Here is a 17,078-nt window from a genome sequence, read left to right as displayed (position 1 = left end):
TCGGACCCGGTCTATCACGGCGTCCCGGGAGCGGGTCTGCCGGGACGTTTCTACGGGTTGATCGCCAGCTCCAAGTAGGCCGCGAACAGCACGAGATGCACGCCTCCCTGCAACGGCGTGGCCCGTCCGGGCACCACCGTCAGGGAGGCCACCACCACGGTCAGGGTGAGCAGCACCATGTGGGTGGCGCCCAGTCCGAGGACGAGCGGGCCGGAGAGCCAGACCGAGGCCAGGGCGACGGCGGGGATGGTCAGGCCGATGCTGGCCATGGCCGAGCCGAGCGCGAGGTTCAGGCTGGTCTGCACGCGGTCGCGGCGGGCGGAGCGCAGCGCGGCGATGGTCTCGGGCAGCAGCACCAGGAGGGCGATGATCACGCCGACGACGGCATGGGGCAGCCCGGCGGCCTCCACACCGGACTCGATCGTCGGGGACACGCCCTTGGCCAGGCCGACCACGCCGATCAGTGCGAGGCCGAGCAGGCTCAGGCTGATCCAGGCGGTGCGGGCGGTGGGTGCGTCTGCGTGGTCGTCGGCGGTGATCACGTCGCCCTGGCGGGTGATGGGCAGGAAGTAGTCGCGGTGGCGCACCGTCTGGGTCGCGACGAACAGGCCGTAGAGGATCAGGGAGGAGATCGCGGCGAAGGTGAGCTGGATGGCGGAGAACTCCGGGCCGGGCTTGCTCGTGGTGAACGTCGGCAGGACCAGGCTGAGCGTGGCCAGGGTCGCGACGGTCGCCAGGGCGGCGCCGGTGCCCTCGGGGTTGAACACGGCGGTGCCGTGCCGAAGCGAGGCGACGAGCAGACTGAGGCCGACGATGCCGTTGCACGTGATCATCACGGCCGCGAAGACCGTGTCCCTGGCCAGGGTCGAGCCCTTGTCGCCGCCGTCCGCCATCAAGGTGACGATGAGGGCGACCTCGATGATCGTGACGGCGACCGCGAGGACGAGGGAGCCGAAGGGTTCGCCGACCCGGTGGGCGACCACCTCGGCGTGATGGACGGCGGCCAGCACGGCCCCCGCGAGGACCAGGGTCACCAGCGCGACGACCACGCCGGGGAGGTCACGCCCCCAGGTGAAAATCAGCAGGACGACCGCCAGAACCGGCACGAGAGACGTCCACTGGGTGGTGAGCGACCTGAGCCGAGCGATCATGGAGCGATCCTCGCAGAGGGGCTGGGGCCCCGCATTCCGGTGGTACAGGGCCCGGATCGTGTCATGTGACCACGGGTTCCTCCACCGGGCCACGGCCCTCCCGGGGCGGGATCGCCTGGCGACCAACGCGGCACCGGGAGCGATATCTTGCAATTCATCCTGTCTCGCTCCCGGTGCTGGTTGCTCTTACGTCGGTCGTGCTCAGACCTGGACGTCGTCCTTCGGAGCGCCTTCGCTCCCGGTCCGCGCCGCCTCGGCCGCCGTCTGCTTCTTGGAGGCCCGCAGGCTGGTGATCGTGGTGACGATCAGGACCGTGCAGATCACGCCGAGGGAGACCGGTATGGAGATCTCCGGGACGTGGACGCCGGACTCGTGCAGGGCGTGCAGCACCAGCTTGACGCCGATGAAGCCCAGGATGATCGACAGGCCGTAGCTGAGGTGGACCAGCTTCCTGAGCAGGCCACCGATGAGGAAGTACAGCTGCCTGAGGCCCATCAGGGCGAAGGCGTTGGCGGTGAAGACGATGTACGGGTCCTGCGTCAGGCCGAAGATCGCCGGGATCGAGTCGAGGGCGAAGAGGACGTCCGTGGTGCCGATCGCCAGCATCACGACCAGCATCGGGGTCATGACCCGCTTGCCGTTCTGCTGGATCCACAGCCTGGTGCCGTGGTAGCGGTCGGCCACGCCGAAGCGGCGCTCGGCGGCCTTGAGGAGCTTGTTCTCCTCGAACTCCTCTTCCTCCTCGTCGGCCCGGGCCTCCTGGATGAGCTTCCAGGCGGTCCAGATCAGGAAGGCGCCGAAGAGGTAGAACACCCACGAGAAACTCGCGAGGATCGCGGCACCCGCGGCGATGAAGATCGCCCGCAGGACCAGGGCTATCAGGACGCCGATCAGCAGGACCCGCTGCTGGTACTGCGAGGGCACGGCGAACTTCGCCATGATCAGGACGAAGACGAAGAGATTGTCGACGCTCAGCGACTTCTCGGTGATGAAGCCCGCGAAGAACTCGCCGGCGGGCTGTCCGCCCGCGAAGACGAACAGACCGAGTCCGAAGAGCCCGGCGAGGGCGATCCAGACGATCGTCCAGATCCCCGCTTCCTTGATCGACACGTCGTGCGGTTTGCGGCCGATGAAGAAGTCGACCGCGATCAGGGCGGCAAGGCCCACGATGGTCAGAACCCACAGGTTCACGGAAACATCCACTGCGCCTCCGGCAGGACGGAACGGCCAATTACCAGCGTCGTCGCGCTGCCGGAGGTCTCTTCCACCCACGGTGGGCCGGCGCCCCGGGATCCGATCGGATCCGTATTGACGGGTACGCCGCAGTCGACAGGGAGTACTCCCCTCCGTGGGAACAACCGTACCCCAATCACCAAGGAAAGGTAAAGTGATTGGCAAAAGAAAGGTCAAAGCAGCAGCTCAGTGCTGCTTTACGGGTACTTGGTACGGGCTGCCGCCACCAGAGTGAGCACCTGCTGGAGGACCTGGCTCCCGGGCGGTACGAGCGCGGGCTCGTACGTCCAGGCGTGGCCGACCCACGGGTCGGCGAGGTGGTCGTCGGGCACCGGCGTCAGTCGCAGCAACGAACGCCACAGGGGGTCGAGCAACGGCCCGTAGCTCGAGGCCTCCTCCCGGTCCGCGACCATCATCAGGTGGACACCGACGGCGGGGCCCTCGTCCGCGAGGTAGCGCAGCTGGTTCACGGCCCGGTCGTCGAAGCCGTGCGGGAAGTCGTTGACGATCAGCAGCTGCTCCGACGTGTCGAAGCCCGGCGGCAGCGCGTCGGGGGCGCCGCCGCGCACCGCCATCTGCACCAGGTCGACGCGCTCGGTGAGACGGCCGAGGACGTCCGCCACACCGGCGGCTCCCAGCGCGGGCGGGGCCGCGAGCACACCGGTGCGCACCAGCGGTGCGAGGGCCTGCGCGCCCGAGCCCGCCGGATCGACGACGTGCACGCTGAACTCGCCGGCCGGATAGACGGCCAGCAGACGCGCCGCGAGCGCGACCGCCGTCTCCATGGCGAGGTGCCCCAGTCCCACGCCGTCGGCGAACGACTCGTCGAACAACTCGGAGCGTCCGCTGTCGATCCACAGACCTCGTTCCAACGGCAGCCGCACCAGCATCGGGATGCGCAGCAGCCCGCTCTCCGGCAGATGCAGATCGCCCACGCGGACGGCCATCGGGAGCTCCATCGGCACCCGGTAGCCGTGCCACACGGGGTTGTCCCAGCGCGCGTACGCGGGCGGCAGCGCGGGCTCGACGACGTCGGCCTCGGCGGAAAGCTGGGCGAGGTCGCGGTCCAGGGCCGCCCGGGCCTGGTCGACGAGGTGCGCGTGCTTGGCCTGCGCCGCTTCCCGCGCGGCGTCGCCCTGTCCGCCGATCCTGCTGCGCGGGTCGGACAGGGCCCGGTCGAGCTCCTTCTCCATACGGGAGTCGGCGAAGTCGACGGCGCTGCGGTACGCGGCGGTCGTACGGGCCAGGTCCTCGAACATGCCCCAGACCTGGTTGTAGAGCCGCTCGTCCATGGACCAGCCGGTCGCGTCGCCCGCGACGGGCTGCGCCGGCTGTCCCGGAGGGGCCGGGGGCGCCGTCGGGGCGGGCGGCGGGGGTGCGGCGGGCCTGCGGCCCGGGTGGCTGTAGTCGATGGGGCCGGAGACGGTGGGCGCGGACGGCTCGGTGAGCGCCGAGGAGTCCGGGGGCGTGAGGCCCTGCGGCACCGTGGGCTGCGCGGCGCCGGACGCGGGCGTGCTCTGCGGGCCGTAGGGAGAGGCCTGCGGTCCCGCGGCCTGCCGCGTACGGTCGCCGTCCGCGGTCCGCTGCGGAGGTGCCTGGACCGAGCGGGCCAGGCTCTGGGCGACCGCCTCGTCGATGTGGCCCGCGAGGTGGTGGGCCTCGGGCAGGCCCTGGTCGGTGAGGAGTTCGGCGAGACCCCCGGCGTACCCCTGCCCGACGGCGCGCACCTTCCAGGCGCCCTGCCGGCGGTAGAGCTCCAGGGCCACGACGGCCGACTCGGCGTCCAGACCGGTGATCGTGTACGTGGCGACCTCGGTGCCGTCGAGGCCGGTGACGGCGACGAAGGGGGCGGCCACGGCGCCGAAGCGGGCCGGGCCCGCGCCGCCCGCCGTGGGCAGCGCGAGCAGGACGTTGACCCGGTGGACGGCCTCCGGCATGGCGTCCAGGTCCACCGCGAGACGGTGGTCGGCGGCCGCCTGCCGGGAGACCTCCAGGCCCGGCAGGGTCGGCGCACCCGGGTGGGCGACCCACTCGGTGCTCCGCGCCTTGCCGTTCTCGTCGCCGAGCGTGGCCGAGGCCACGACCGGCGCACCGGCCGAGACCCGGATCTCGAGTCGGGCCTGGGAGAGCGGGTGGTTCTGCCCCCGCACCAGCTCGGCCGCCATCGCCTCGTCCCCCTGTGTCGCCGGTGTGCCGTGTGTCGCTCTTCGGGTGGTCCTACAGGACCGGCAGGATCGTCGGCATCAGGTCCTGGAAGGTGCGGCCGTTGGCCGGGGCGCCGATGGCCGTCATCGTCCAGCCCGCGCCCGAGCGGTGCACCTTCGCCATGATCTGGGCCGTGTAGGCACCGCCGCCCGCGAGCGTGTAGCGGGCCAGCTCCTGGCCGTTGGTCTCGTCGACGAGGCGGCAGAAGGCGTTCTGCACCTCCTGGAAGGTCTGTCCCGTGAAGGAGTTCACGGTGAAGACGATCTGGTCGATGTGGACCGGGACGCGCGCGAGGTCGACGAGGATGGCCTCGTCGTCGCCGCCCTGGCCGACACCGCCGACGAGGTTGTCACCGGTGTGGCGCACGGAGCCGTCGTCGCTCACGAGGTGGCGGAAGAAGACGACGTCCACGGGCTGCTTGTCGGCGAACAGGACGGCCGAGGCGTCCAGGTCGATCTCCCGCGTACGCGAACCGAACAGGCCGCGCCGGGGAGCCGCCTGCCAGCCGAGACCCATGCGCACCGCGGTCAGGCTGCCCCCGTCGTTCTTCTGCAGACTGATGGCCTGACCCTTGGTCATGTTGACGGTCACGCGCTGATTCCCCTCTCGAGCTGTCCCCTGTTGCCGCGGAGTCCGCGGTTGAGCAGAACCCTACGCAGGGGGACCGACAGTGCCGTACCCCGGCTCCCGCTTTGTGTCGGTCTTGCAACACAGTCGGAGGGCCGGGGCACGGGGAGGACCGGCGAGGTCAGGCCAGTCCCGCCTCCTTCATCTGGCGCAGTTCCTTCTTCATCTCGGAGACCTCGTCGCGCAGTCGGGCGGCGATCTCGAACTGCAGGTCCGCCGCGGCGGCGCGCATACGCGCCGTCATCTCCTCGATCTGCTCGGCGAGATCGGCCGCGGGACGGTCGGTCGGGACCGTCTCCCTGGCCTTGCCCTTGGCGGACTTGGCACCGCCGGCAGCCTTGCCGCCGAGCGCGGGCACGGGAGCCTTGGCGCCCTTGCCGTCCTTGGACTTGCGGTAGCCGGAGCCGAGCAGCTGCTCCGTGTCGACGTCCTCGCGGGCGATCTGCGCCACGATGTCGTTGATCTTCTTGCGGAGCGGCTGGGGGTCGATGCCCCGCTCCTTGTTGTAGGCGACCTGCTTCTCCCGGCGGCGGTTGGTCTCCTCGATGGCCTTCTCCATCGCCGGGGTGATCTTGTCGGCGTACATGTGGACCTCGCCGGAGACGTTGCGCGCCGCGCGGCCGATGGTCTGGATCAGGGAGGTGCCGGACCGCAGGAAGCCCTCCTTGTCGGCGTCGAGGATCGCCACCAGGGACACCTCGGGCAGGTCGAGTCCCTCACGGAGGAGGTTGATGCCGACCAGGACGTCGAACTCGCCGGAGCGCAGTTCGCGCAGCAGCTCGACACGGCGCAGGGTGTCGACGTCGCTGTGCAGGTAGCGCACCTGGATGCCGAGCTCCAGGAAGTAGTCCGTGAGGTCCTCGGCCATCTTCTTGGTGAGCGTGGTGACCAGGACGCGCTCGTCCTTCTCCGTACGCGTGCGGATCTCGTGCACCAGGTCGTCGATCTGCCCCTCGGTGGGCTTGACGACGACCTCCGGGTCGACGAGGCCGGTGGGGCGGATGATCTGCTCGACGACGCCGTCTCCACGGGAGAGCTCGTACTTGCCCGGGGTCGCCGACAGGTACACCGTCTGCCCGATGCGCTCCTGGAACTCCTCCCACTTCAGCGGGCGGTTGTCGAGGGCCGAGGGCAGGCGGAAGCCGTGGTCGACGAGGGTGCGCTTACGGGAGGCGTCGCCCTCGTACATGGCGCCGATCTGCGGGACGGTGACGTGCGACTCGTCGATGACCAGGAGGAAGTCGTCGGGGAAGTAGTCCAGCAGGGTGTTCGGCGGGGAGCCGGGCGAGCGTCCGTCGAAGTGCATCGAGTAGTTCTCGACGCCGGAGCAGGAGCCGATCTGGCGGAGCATCTCGATGTCGTACGTCGTGCGCATCCGCAGACGCTGGGCCTCCAGGAGCTTGCCCTGCTTCTCCAGCTCGGCCAGGCGCTCGCCGAGCTCCTTCTCGATGTCGTTGACGGCCCGCTCCAGGCGCTCGGGGCCCGCGACGTAGTGGGAGGCCGGGAAGACGTACAGCTGCCGGTCGTCGCTGATGATCTCGCCGGTGAGCGGGTGGAGCGTGGAGAGGGCCTCGATCTCGTCGCCGAACATCTCGATGCGGACCGCGAGCTCCTCGTAGACCGGGAAGATCTCGATCGTGTCGCCGCGGACCCGGAAGGTGCCGCGGGTGAACGCCAGGTCGTTGCGCGTGTACTGGATGTCCACGAAGCGGCGCAGCAGATCGTCGCGGTCGATCTCGTCGCCGACCCGGAGGGGGACCATGCGGTCCACGTACTCCTGCGGCGTACCGAGGCCGTAGATGCAGGACACCGAGGCGACCACGACGACGTCGCGGCGGGTGAGCAGCGAGTTCGTCGCGGAGTGGCGCAGGCGCTCGACCTCCTCGTTGATCGAGGAGTCCTTCTCGATGTAGGTGTCCGACTGGGGGACGTAGGCCTCGGGCTGGTAGTAGTCGTAGTACGAGACGAAGTACTCGACGGCGTTGTTCGGGAGCAGCTCGCGGAACTCGTTCGCCAGCTGGGCGGCCAGCGTCTTGTTCGGCGCCATCACGAGGGTGGGGCGCTGGAGCTTCTCGATCATCCACGCGGTGGTGGCGGACTTGCCGGTGCCGGTCGCGCCGAGCAGTACGACGTCCTTCTCACCGGCCTCGATGCGCTTGGCCAGGTCGGCGATGGCCGCCGGCTGGTCGCCGCTGGGCTGGTAGGGGCTGACGACCTCGAAGGGCGCCACCGTGCGTTCGATGTTGGAAACGGGCCGCATGGCATCAACCGTACGACCCCCCACTGACAAAGCGGTCCGATCAGCGGTTCTGCGGGGTACGGGAGGCGCGGCGGCCCAGGGGCCGGACCGGACGGTGGGGGTGGTGGGCCGGGTGGTGGACGGAGGGATGGGCCGGGACGCCCGGCTTGTGCTCGACGGGACTCCAGTCGGGCTTGCCCATGACCATCAGCGGGTCGAACATCACCACCACGGCGGCGATCAGGAGGAAAGCGAGCGGTCCGATCAGCATCGGCCACAACAGGGCCGCGGGCGTCTCGCCGGACGTGGGGGCGGACGTGCCGTGGAGGTGGACGGTGAGGGCGGCCATGCCCGTGTAGTGCATGCCGCTGACGGCGAGACCCATGACGAGGCTCGCGCCCACGCTCCACAGGAACCCGCGGACCTGTCCCGCGGCCCACAGGGCGGCGGTGGCGGCGCACATCGCGATGACGACGGACGCGGCGACCGTGAAGGTGTTGTACTCCAGCTTTCCGTTCAGGCGCATGGCGGCCATGCCCAGGTAGTGCATGGACGCGATGCCGAGGCCGGTGATCGTTCCGCCTGTGAAGAGGGCCGTCCCCCTGGCCCCGCGATATCCGACGATGAAGATCCCCACGCCCACCATCACGATGGCGACGCCCAGGCTGGCGAACGTCATCGCCTTGTCGTAGTGGATGGGCGCCTGTCTGACCGTGAACCCCATCATCGCGACGAAGTGCATGGTCCATATGCCGGAGCCGATCGCCGCCGAGCCCAGGGCGAGCCAGGCCGGGCGCGAGGAGTGTGTAACGAGCATGGATCTGGTGGTGCAGCGCAGGCCGAGGGCGCCACCCAGGCAGGCCATGAGGTAGGCCACCAGCGGTGTGACGAGTCCGTAGCTGAATCCGTCGACCGTGCCTTGCATGCGCGGCTGCCCTTCCCGCCCTTTGCGTACCGGAACTACTTGATTGCGCCCCCTCCCCCGACCGGCCGAGCGGTCAGGGCTGAGGCAGAGAGTATGACCCCCACCGGAACGGTCGAACGATTTTCCGGCAAAGAAACACGTCGTTGCCCCAGTTGTGCGGCACCGGTGAGCGGACTTGGGCAACTCCATTCAATGTGTGGCCATTGTGTACCCCGCCGGCGCTGACTCACTGCTGTCACAGTTGAGCTGTTCGTGATCGCTCGACGCGAGGAGTGCGTATGTACGCGCGCGCAGTTGCCGCCATCGTCACCGCGCTGCTGGGGGTCGCCGCCTTCCTGCTGCCCGGTTCCGACGCCCGGGCGGGCGACGGCGAGCCGCCCCTGGTCATCGCGCACCGGGGCGCCTCCGCATACGCGCCGGAGAACACCCTGGCCGCCATCGACAAGGCGGCCCGGATGGGCTTCTCCTGGGTCGAGAACGACGTGCAGCGCACCAAGGACGGCGAGCTCGTCGTCCTCCACGACGACAGCCTGCGGCGGACGACCGATGTGGAGGACGTCTTCCCGAACCGTGCGCCGTGGAAGGTGAAGGACTTCACCGCGCCCGAGATCGCCCGCCTGGACGCGGGCTCCTGGTTCGCGCCCCGGTACGCGGGCACGCGCGTGCCGACGCTGGAGCAGTACATGCGCCGGGTCGAGCGCAATCACGAGAAGCTGCTGCTCGAGATCAAGAACCCGGAGCTGTACCCGGGCATCGAACGGCAGATCCTGAAGCTGCTGGGCAACGACGGCTGGCTGGACCACCGGCACCTGGCCGGCCGGCTGGTCGTGCAGAGCTTCAGCGCGGACAGCCTGAAGATCGTCCACGACCTGAAGCCCGCGGTCAGGACGGCCTACCTCGGTGCGCCGACCGTGGCCCACCTGCCCGGGTACGCGCAGTTCACCGACGGGATCAACCCCTCCCTCGGTTCGGTCTCGACGGGCTACGTCTCCACGGTGCACGCGTTCACGGGGCCGCACGGCAGGCCGCTGTCGGTCTTCGCCTGGACCGTCGACGACGCCGGCGCCGCCCGTCGGGCGGCGCGGTACGGGGTGGACGGTGTCATCACCAACAAGCCCGACGTCGTCCAGGCGGCACTCCAGTCGCCCTGAACGGCGGCCGGGCGGGCGTTGTCAGTGCCTGGTCGTACGGTGGGCGCATGGACAGCGATGGGCGGTACGAACAGCAGGTCGTGTGGGCGGTGGTCGGCACCGGGATCGGTCCGCTGCTGCTCGCCGCGACCCGCGAGGGTCTGGTCAACGTCGTGTTCCACGCCACGGACGCGGTGCGCGACAAGGCGCTCGAGCGGCTCCGGTCGCGGCTGGGCGGCGAGCCCGTCGAGGCACCGGACTCGCCCCTGCTGGCCGAGGCGATACGACAGGTGGAGGCCTACTTCGCTGGCCAGCGGCACGACTTCGACCTGCCGCTGGACTGGTCGCTGATCTCCGGCTTCAACCGGCAGGTGCTGCGCGAGCTGGCGTCCGGCGTGCCCTACGGCGCCGTCGTCGGCTACGGCGACCTGGCCGGGCGAGTGGGGCAGCCGGGCGCGGCGCAGGCCGTGGGGGTGGCGATGGGCTCCAATCCGCTGCCGGTCGTGGTGCCCTGCCACCGGGTCGTGGAGAGCGACGGAGGCATCGGCGGGTTCGGCGGCGGGCTGGAGACCAAGCGGAAACTGCTCGCCCTGGAGGGTGTGCTGCCCGAACCGCTGTTCTGATCCGCCCCTCCCTGAAGCGACCGGTTCGGCCGCCCGAAAGGCGCACGCACAGGGTGGCCGGGTGGGTACGGCGGGAGCAGACTCGAACATGCGCACAGCCACTGGCATCCGAGGGCTCGGAAGCCGAAGGGACGGCGATCACGCATGAGCGGAAACAGGGCAGTCGCGTATCTCAAGCCGGGCGCGGTGGAAGTCCAGACCATCGACTACCCGACGCTTGAAGTGAAGGACGGGCCGGGGGTCGCGCCCGAGAACGTCGGCCGGAAGTGCCGGCACGGGGTGATCCTCAAGGTGCTCGCCACCAACATCTGTGGCAGCGACCAGCACATGGTGCGCGGGCGGACGACCGCGCCCGAGGGGCTGGTCCTCGGACACGAGATCACCGGAGAGGTCGTCGAACGGGGTCCGGACGTCGAGTTCATCGACGTCGGCGACATCGTCTCCGTACCGTTCAACATCGCCTGCGGGCGGTGCCGCAACTGCAAGGAGCGCAAGACCGGCATCTGTCTGAACGTCAACCCGGCCCGCCCGGGAGCGGCCTACGGCTATGTCGACATGGGCGGCTGGGTCGGCGGTCAGGCGGAGTACGCCATGGTCCCGTACGCGGACTTCAACCTGCTGAAGTTCCCGGACCGGGACGAGGCCCGCGAGAAGCTGCTCGACCTCACCATGCTGTCGGACATCTTCCCAACGGGGTTCCACGGCGCGGTGACCGCGGGCGCGGGCGTCGGCTCGACGGTCTACGTCGCCGGGGCCGGTCCGGTCGGTCTGGCGGCGGCCGCGTCGGCGCAGTTGCTGGGTGCAGCCGTGGTCATCGTCGGCGACCTCAACACCGAACGCCTCGCCCAGGCGAGGAGCTTCGGCTGCGAGACCGTCGACGTGTCGCAGGGCGACATCGGGGAGCAGATCGAGCAGATCCTCGGCGAGCCCGAGGTGGACGCGGCGGTCGACGCCGTCGGCTTCGAGGCCCGGGCCCACGGCCCGGACGCCCAGGAGGCGCCGGCCACGGTCCTCAACTCACTGATGTCGATCACCCAGGCGGGCGGCGCCCTGGGCATTCCGGGGCTCTACGTCACGGACGACCCCGGCGGGGTCGACGAGGACGCGAAGTCGGGGACGCTGAAGGTGCGGCTGGGCCTCGGCTGGGCCAAGAGCCACCGCTTCACGACCGGGCAGTGCCCGGTGATGAAGTACCACCGGAATCTGATGCGGGCGATCCTGCACGAGCGCGTGCACATCGCCAAGGCGGTCAACGCGACCGTCATCGGTCTCGAGGACGCGCCGCGCGGCTACGCCGAGTTCGACCAGGGCGCCAGCCGCAAGTACGTGCTGAATCCGCACGGGGTGCTGGACGGCGTGCAGCGCGTCTGAGGACCGGCGAGAGGGACGGTGCCCACGTCACGGCCACGCGCGCGTGGGCATCGCCCTCCGCTCCCCCCGGTCGCGGTCCGCTAGTCGTAGTGCCGGGCCTCGAAGACGTTCCCGTCGGGGTCACGGAAGTAGAAGCTGCGCCTGGCCTTTCCGCGGGCGCCGAACGAGTCGTGGTCGATGTCCGACACGGGCACCGAGCTCTCCTGGAGTCGGCCGCGCAGTTCATCGAAGTCCTCGGCGGGCATGGCCAGGCAGACGTGGTTGACCGGGTGCCCCGAGCTCTCCACGGCTCCCGGGAGCATCCGCATCCGCTCCGCCATGGTGAGCGGCATGAGATCGAGGATGGTGTCCTCGTTGAGCCGTACCGAAGGGAAGGGCGCGCTGCCCTCGGCGAAGTCGGTGAGCCGCACTGTTTCCATGCCGACGGTCTTCTCGTAGAAGCCGGCCGAGGCCACGGGGTCGCGTACCCAGAGGACGACGTGGTCGAGACGTGCCGTGTTGTCCGTCATGCACCCCAGGCTGGTGTCGTCCTCGACCGACCGCAAGGGTTTGACCGGGCACGCCGCTCGCCAGAGATGAGGGAAGAACGAACGACAGGAGGCGGGCTCGTGGTGCTGGTGGTGTCGGAGGAAGTACGCGAGGCGGTCGACGCGCGTCGACCGGTGGTGGCCCTGGAGTCCACGATCATCGCGCACGGGCTTCCGCGTCCGCGGAATCTGCAGGTGGCGCTGGAGCTGGAGGACGTCGTACGACGGGAGGGCGCCGTTCCGGCGACGATCGCCGTGCTGGACGGGCGGCCCCATGTCGGCCTCGACAAGGAGCAGTTGGAGCGGGTCGCGAACGAGGACGGCATCCGCAAGCTGGGCCACCGCGATCTGCCCCTCGCGGTGGCTTCGGGGGCCAGCGGGGCGACCACGGTGTCGGCCACGGCTCTGCTGGCGGCGCTGGCGGGAGTGCGGGTGTTCGCCACGGGTGGCCTCGGCGGGGTGCACCGGGAGTGGACGGTGACGCAGGACGAGTCGGCCGACCTGGGGCTGCTGGCGCGGACGCGGATCACCGTGGTGTGCGCGGGTGTGAAGTCGATCCTGGACGTGCCGGCGACCCTGCAGCGTCTGGAGACGCTGGGCGTCGCCGTGGCCGGATATGGCACGGACCGCTTCCCCGGCTTCTATCTGTCCGACTCGGGGCATCCGGTGGAGTGGACGTTGGAGAGTCCCGGGCAGGTGGCGGACGTCATGCGGGCCCAGGACGCGCTCGACGGACCGGAGTCTGCGCTGATCGTCGCCAATCCCGTGCCCGAGGAGGAGCAGCTCGATCCCGAGTTGCACGCGCGTGTGCTGGCCGACGCGCTGCACGCGTGCGAGGCTGAGGGTGTCACCGGGCAGGCCGTCACGCCGTTCCTGCTCGACTATCTGGTGCGGCACACCGACGGCGCCTCGCTCAGCGCCAATCTGGCAGCGGTGCGCGGCAACGTGAGGCTCGCGGCTCGGATCGCGGCGGCCTGGGCTGGAGCGTGACGACGACGCCGGAGGGGGCCGGATCCGACGGTGCGCGGGCGGCGGGGGCCGGATTCGACGGTCCGCGGGCGGCGGGGGCCGGGTCCGACGGTGCGCGGGCGGTGATGACCTCGGCGGGCGGTGCTCTGCTGGTCGTCGGTGACGTGATCACGGACGTCGTCGCCCGGCACGGCGGGCCGCTGGCGCCGGGGACCGACACGGCTGCCACGATCCGCACGGTGCCGGGTGGCGCCGGCGCCAATGTCGCCTGCTGGGCGGCACATTGGGGCTGCCCTGAGGTGCGGCTGCTCGGTCGGGTCGGCGCGGACGCGGCGGACTGGCACGAGCGGGAGCTGACCGCGTGCGGCGTGCGACCGCGGCTCGTCGTCGATCCGCAGGCGGCCACGGGGACGGTGATCTGCCTGGTGGACACGGGCGACGCGGCCGAGCGGACGTTCCTGACCGACAGCGGGGCATCCCTGCGCCTGGAGCCCGACGACTGGTCGGACACGCTGCTGGACGGCGTGGCCCGACTGCACCTGTCGGGCTATCTGCTGTTCTCCGAGCCAAGCCGCGCGTTGGTCGCGGTCGCGCTGAGGGCGGCACGCGCGCGGGGTGTACCGGTGAGCCTGGACCCCGCGTCGGCGGGGTTCCTCGCGCGGCTCGGAGTGGACCGTTTCCTGGGCCTCGTCGACGGACTGGACCTGCTGCTGCCGAGCCGGGACGAGGCGTGCCTGCTCACCGGGCTCTCCGACGCGTCGGACGCGGCCGCGAAGCTGAGCCGGCACGTGCCGCTGGTGGTGACCAAGCAGGGCCGGGACGGTGCTTTGGTGGCCCGCTCCGGTGCGGTGTCCGCCCATGTCCCCGCCGTACCGGCGACTCCCACCGACACCACGGGAGCCGGTGACGCGTTCACCGGCGCCTTCCTCGCCGCGCTGGTCGCGGGCGCGGAGCCGGAGGACGCGGCGCGGGAAGGGTGCAGGGCCGGGGCGCAGGCCGTCGAGCGGGTCGGCGGGAGGCCGCCGGGGAGGGACTGAGCGGACGCCACGGTCGGGCTTCGTGTAATCGGTCCGCGGATCTCCCGGCCCTCCGCACCTCTACGCCGCCCGGCGCCCCCACGCAGAGATCATCGGAGCCGTGGCCAGGTCCATTCCCCCGGCGGCCACATTGGCGAGATGGTTCTCGATGTCCTCGTCCGTGGCGAGTCCGGCGTCGACGAGCCTGCCGCGGATCTGGCGGATCGTGGCGGACTCCAGGGCCGCGCAGGCGGGTGAGGCGAGCGGGAAGTAGGCGTCGGCCTCGACCTGGCGCAGGCCCGCCTCGCGCAGCAGTCGGGGCAGGCGGCGGCCGTAGGAGAGGTCGGCGCCGCGGTCGGCGAGGAGTTGGCGGAAGCCTTGCCGCAGACGGTTGGCGAGGCGCTGCTCGGGGCCGTGTTCGTCGGGGCAGACCAGGGGCTGCAGGGCAGGGTCGGCGTCCTCGATCAGGAGGCGGCCGCCCGGGCGCAGGGCCGCGATCATCGACCGCAACGCACGTTCGCGGTCGGGGACGTGGACGAGTACGAGCCGGGCGTGCACCAGGTCGAACCCCTCCCCCGGCGGTTCCTCGGCGCCGACGTCGTGGACGCGGACGTCCACCGGGGGGCGTGCGGCGGCGGCCAGGAGGGAGGTGTCGATGTCGGTGGCGACGACCTTCCCGGTCGGTCCGACCTTCTTTGCCAGCCAGGACACCACGGAGGTGCCGCCGGCGCCGACCTCCCAGCAGCGCCAGCCGGCGCCGACGCCGAACCCTTCGAGATGCCGGAAGGTCGTGGGGTCGAAGAGCCTGGCGAAGGCGTCGAAACGCTCGGCCGCCTCGCTCTGCCGGTTGTCGAGGAGATACCCGTCGGATCGCGTCATGCCGCGATCATCCCAGTTGCCCGGCTTGCGACGAGCGGTCGACGCGGCGACCGCACGTTCCTACGGCGGAAATGGCGCGGAGCCTTCGGCCGATGCCGGACGACGGAAGAAACGTCCCGGCCATCGGCCGATGTCGTCTGCGGAGGAAGCGCCCCGGCCATCGGCCGCTCTCGGCGAACCGGTCGGCCACCCATCGGCGTCCGTCCGGGAACCATCCGGAAACAATGCGAGAACCAGTCGGCGCCTCCCGTCGTCCACATAGGCGAACCCCCTCGTCCACAGGCGGGAACAAAGCGGAATCCACTGTTCCCACAGGCTCACCCGGCGCTCACGAAGACCTGGCAGACTGGCGCGCCACGACGCAGGAATGCGGCGCAGCGCGAACGAGCAGACGGAGCTGGAGGGCTCCTGACGCGAACGGCGCGTCACGCACGAGGAGATCCACGCGAGGAGATCCAGATGTCCATGGCAGGGAATCTGCGGAAGGTCACGAGCCTCGGCAGGGTCGGTGGCCTCCGCAAGGTGGCACGGCTGGCTCGACGGCGCCCGCGCGTCGACCTGAGCCATCCGGCCCGCTCCCCCCTGGGCTCCTCGGTGGTGAACTGCGTGAGCTACCGGGACGGTGTGCGGGTGCCGGGTGGCAGCGATCTGGTCGACACGGTGGAACGTGTGCGCAAGAACCGGGACGGCTTCGTCTGGCTCGGTCTGCACGAGCCGACGGACGAGGAGTTCGCGGGCATCGCCGAGCTGTTCGACCTGCACCCGCTGGCGGTGGAGGACGCGGTCGAGGCGCATCAGCGTCCGAAGCTGGAGCGGTACGGCGAGACGCTGTTCGCGGTGTTCAAAACGGTCTGCTACGTCGAGCACGAGCAGTTGACGGCGACCAGCGAGGTGGTGAACACCGGCGAGATCATGGTGTTCGTCGGCGAGGACTTCGTGATCACCGTCCGGCACGGCATGCACGGCTCCCTCGGTCCCCTGCGCGAGGAGCTGGAGGCCGACGCGCAGCAACTGGCCAAGGGGCCGGCGGCGGTGCTGCACGCGATCGCGGACCATGTGGTCGACGACTATCTGAACGTCACGGACGCGGTACAGGCGGACATCGACCAGGTGGAGACGGACGTGTTCGCGGAGAGCGGCGCGCGGACCGACCCCGGGCGCATCTACCAGCTGAAGCGCGAACTCCTGGAACTGAAGCGGGCGGTGGTGCCGCTCGCCCGCCCGGTCGAGGACCTCGCGACACGACCGATCCGGGTGGTCGACCCGGAGATACAGGCGTACTTCCGAGACGTCCTCGACCACCTCATGCGGGCGAAGGAGCAGATCGCCTCCTTCGACGAGCTGCTCAACTCGATCCTGCAGGCGCACCTCGCGCAGGTCACGGTCGCGCAGAACGAGGACATGCGCAAGATAACCGCCTGGGCCGCCGTGATCGCCGTACCGACGATGGTCTGCGGGGTGTACGGCATGAACTTCCAGTACATGCCGGAGCTGCACTGGAAGTTCGGCTACCCCCTGGTCATAGCCGTGATATCGGCGGCGTGCCTGGTCCTCTACCGCGGGTTCAGGCGCAACGGCTGGCTGTGACGCCCCCCTCCCGGGGCCGGGCCGGGCGGGGCGGCACGGCGGGTACGCGGGTACGGCGGGTACGGCGGTCAGCCGGTCGTCGTCCTGGCGTAGACGCCGTGGGCGAAGTCGGCGATCTGGTCCTCCGTCAGGTGCTGGGCCAGGTCGGCCTCGCTGATCATGCCGACCAGCCGCTTGTTCTCGATGACGGGGAGCCGGCGGATCTGATGGTCGCGCATCTCCCGCAGCACGTCTCCGACATCGGCGTCCGCGTCGATCCAGCGCGGGGTGCCCTTGGCCATCTCGCCGGCGGTCACCTTGGCCGGGTCGTGGCCCATGGCCACGCAGCCGATGACGATGTCGCGGTCGGTGAGGATGCCGCACAGCCGCTCGTCCTGGTCGCTGATGGGCAGGGCTCCGACGTTCAGCTCGCGCATGAGCTGAGCGGCGCGGTCCAGGGTCTCGTGGGCGGGGATCCACTGGGCGCCCCGGTGCATGATGTCTCCGGCGGTGGTCATGGAGTACCTCCCGATGCCGGGCGGCCGGCGCGGCACGGGACGCACCGCGGAAACCGGCGCCCTACATTCTCGCCGCGGCCCATGACGGCCGCATCCGCA

Annotated in this window: 15 protein-coding genes; 6 read left to right on the top strand and 9 right to left on the bottom strand. The window is 70.4% G+C overall.

Annotation, left to right across the window (positions count from 1 at the left end):
• Positions 1-50: 50 nt before the first annotated feature.
• The 6 genes from ACIGDI_RS36155 to ACIGDI_RS36130 all read right to left on the bottom strand — a co-directional run bounded on the left by ACIGDI_RS36155 (position 51) and on the right by ACIGDI_RS36130 (position 8,380).
• The gene (locus ACIGDI_RS36155; protein WP_200704773.1) at positions 51-1,151 is read right to left on the bottom strand and encodes a calcium:proton antiporter; all 1,101 of its coding nucleotides are present in this window, start codon (positions 1,149-1,151) and stop codon (positions 51-53) included.
• Positions 1,152-1,352: 201 nt separating this feature from the next.
• Positions 1,353-2,354: a TerC family protein gene (locus tag ACIGDI_RS36150; protein WP_399905887.1), complete on the bottom strand. Its 1,002-nt coding sequence runs from the start codon at positions 2,352-2,354 to the stop codon at positions 1,353-1,355.
• Positions 2,355-2,581: 227 nt separating this feature from the next.
• Positions 2,582-4,549 (bottom strand): TerD family protein, encoded by a 1,968-nt coding sequence (locus tag ACIGDI_RS36145; protein WP_399905884.1) that lies wholly within the window; start codon positions 4,547-4,549, stop codon positions 2,582-2,584.
• 52 nt (positions 4,550-4,601) lie between these two features.
• Positions 4,602-5,180 (bottom strand): TerD family protein, encoded by a 579-nt coding sequence (locus ACIGDI_RS36140; RefSeq protein ID WP_351561769.1) that lies wholly within the window; start codon positions 5,178-5,180, stop codon positions 4,602-4,604.
• A 157-nt stretch (positions 5,181-5,337) separates the two neighbouring features.
• Positions 5,338-7,476 carry an excinuclease ABC subunit UvrB gene (gene uvrB / locus ACIGDI_RS36135; protein ID WP_200704778.1) on the bottom strand — a complete coding sequence of 713 codons (2,139 nt, stop codon included), beginning with the start codon at positions 7,474-7,476 and terminating at the stop codon, positions 5,338-5,340.
• Between the two features lie 40 nt (positions 7,477-7,516).
• Positions 7,517-8,380, bottom strand: a complete 864-nt coding sequence (locus tag ACIGDI_RS36130) for an MHYT domain-containing protein (protein WP_399905880.1) — start codon at positions 8,378-8,380, stop codon at positions 7,517-7,519.
• A gap of 278 nt (positions 8,381-8,658) precedes the next feature.
• Here ACIGDI_RS36130 and ACIGDI_RS36125 point away from each other — a divergent pair, with 278 nt between their 5' ends.
• The 3 genes from ACIGDI_RS36125 to fdhA all read left to right on the top strand — a co-directional run bounded on the left by ACIGDI_RS36125 (position 8,659) and on the right by fdhA (position 11,504).
• Entirely contained in the window at positions 8,659-9,531 is an 873-nt protein-coding gene (locus ACIGDI_RS36125; RefSeq protein WP_399905877.1) for a glycerophosphodiester phosphodiesterase family protein, read from the top strand.
• 47 nt (positions 9,532-9,578) lie between these two features.
• Positions 9,579-10,133, top strand: coding sequence for a methylated-DNA--[protein]-cysteine S-methyltransferase (locus tag ACIGDI_RS36120; RefSeq protein WP_399905874.1), 555 nt, complete (start codon positions 9,579-9,581; stop codon positions 10,131-10,133).
• 144 nt (positions 10,134-10,277) lie between these two features.
• Positions 10,278-11,504, top strand: coding sequence for a formaldehyde dehydrogenase, glutathione-independent (gene fdhA / locus ACIGDI_RS36115; protein ID WP_399905871.1), 1,227 nt, complete (start codon positions 10,278-10,280; stop codon positions 11,502-11,504).
• An 80-nt stretch (positions 11,505-11,584) separates the two neighbouring features.
• Here the strand turns inward: fdhA and ACIGDI_RS36110 are convergent, their stop codons facing one another.
• Positions 11,585-12,013, bottom strand: a complete 429-nt coding sequence (locus tag ACIGDI_RS36110) for a VOC family protein (protein WP_399905868.1) — start codon at positions 12,011-12,013, stop codon at positions 11,585-11,587.
• Positions 12,014-12,112: 99 nt separating this feature from the next.
• On the opposite strand from ACIGDI_RS36110, the gene ACIGDI_RS36105 reads away from it, so the two are divergent.
• The gene (locus ACIGDI_RS36105; RefSeq protein ID WP_399905865.1) at positions 12,113-13,021 is read left to right on the top strand and encodes a pseudouridine-5'-phosphate glycosidase; all 909 of its coding nucleotides are present in this window, start codon (positions 12,113-12,115) and stop codon (positions 13,019-13,021) included.
• Positions 13,022-13,125: 104 nt separating this feature from the next.
• Positions 13,126-14,037, top strand: a complete 912-nt coding sequence (locus ACIGDI_RS36100) for a carbohydrate kinase family protein (RefSeq protein WP_399905953.1) — start codon at positions 13,126-13,128, stop codon at positions 14,035-14,037.
• Positions 14,038-14,097: 60 nt separating this feature from the next.
• On the opposite strand, the gene ACIGDI_RS36095 is transcribed toward ACIGDI_RS36100, so the two are convergent.
• A complete protein-coding gene (locus ACIGDI_RS36095; RefSeq protein ID WP_399905862.1) occupies positions 14,098-14,895 on the bottom strand; it encodes a methyltransferase in 798 nt (265 codons plus the stop codon).
• 459 nt (positions 14,896-15,354) lie between these two features.
• On the opposite strand from ACIGDI_RS36095, the gene ACIGDI_RS36090 reads away from it, so the two are divergent.
• Positions 15,355-16,482, top strand: coding sequence for a magnesium and cobalt transport protein CorA (locus ACIGDI_RS36090; RefSeq protein WP_399905859.1), 1,128 nt, complete (start codon positions 15,355-15,357; stop codon positions 16,480-16,482).
• A gap of 68 nt (positions 16,483-16,550) precedes the next feature.
• Here ACIGDI_RS36090 and ACIGDI_RS36085 read toward each other — a convergent pair whose 3' ends face one another.
• On the bottom strand, positions 16,551-16,979 hold the full coding sequence (locus ACIGDI_RS36085) for a CBS domain-containing protein (protein WP_399905856.1): 429 nt from the start codon (positions 16,977-16,979) through the stop codon (positions 16,551-16,553).
• Between the last annotated feature and the right edge of the window lie 99 nt (positions 16,980-17,078).

The organism is Streptomyces sp. NPDC085900, assembly GCF_044540925.1.
Classification (GTDB): domain Bacteria; phylum Actinomycetota; class Actinomycetes; order Streptomycetales; family Streptomycetaceae; genus Streptomyces; species Streptomyces gilvifuscus.
The sequence above is the reverse complement of the archived record's forward strand: the minus strand, read 5'-3'. Positions and strand labels throughout refer to the sequence as shown.

What these genes read in the sequence shown, in the direction of transcription:
- ACIGDI_RS36110 (WP_399905868.1), bottom strand. Translation starts at nt 12,013, where the DNA reads ATGACGGACAACACGGCACGTCTCGACCACGTCGTCCTCTGGGTACGC.
- ACIGDI_RS36090 (WP_399905859.1), top strand. Translation starts at nt 15,355, where the DNA reads ATGTCCATGGCAGGGAATCTGCGGAAGGTCACGAGCCTCGGCAGGGTC.
- ACIGDI_RS36125 (WP_399905877.1), top strand. Translation starts at nt 8,659, where the DNA reads ATGTACGCGCGCGCAGTTGCCGCCATCGTCACCGCGCTGCTGGGGGTC.
- ACIGDI_RS36130 (WP_399905880.1), bottom strand. Translation starts at nt 8,380, where the DNA reads ATGCAAGGCACGGTCGACGGATTCAGCTACGGACTCGTCACACCGCTG.
- uvrB (WP_200704778.1), bottom strand. Translation starts at nt 7,476, where the DNA reads ATGCGGCCCGTTTCCAACATCGAACGCACGGTGGCGCCCTTCGAGGTC.
- ACIGDI_RS36120 (WP_399905874.1), top strand. Translation starts at nt 9,579, where the DNA reads ATGGACAGCGATGGGCGGTACGAACAGCAGGTCGTGTGGGCGGTGGTC.
- ACIGDI_RS36085 (WP_399905856.1), bottom strand. Translation starts at nt 16,979, where the DNA reads ATGACCACCGCCGGAGACATCATGCACCGGGGCGCCCAGTGGATCCCC.
- ACIGDI_RS36100 (WP_399905953.1), top strand. Translation starts at nt 13,126, where the DNA reads ATGACCTCGGCGGGCGGTGCTCTGCTGGTCGTCGGTGACGTGATCACG.
- fdhA (WP_399905871.1), top strand. Translation starts at nt 10,278, where the DNA reads ATGAGCGGAAACAGGGCAGTCGCGTATCTCAAGCCGGGCGCGGTGGAA.
- ACIGDI_RS36095 (WP_399905862.1), bottom strand. Translation starts at nt 14,895, where the DNA reads ATGACGCGATCCGACGGGTATCTCCTCGACAACCGGCAGAGCGAGGCG.
- ACIGDI_RS36155 (WP_200704773.1), bottom strand. Translation starts at nt 1,151, where the DNA reads ATGATCGCTCGGCTCAGGTCGCTCACCACCCAGTGGACGTCTCTCGTG.
- ACIGDI_RS36145 (WP_399905884.1), bottom strand. Translation starts at nt 4,549, where the DNA reads ATGGCGGCCGAGCTGGTGCGGGGGCAGAACCACCCGCTCTCCCAGGCC.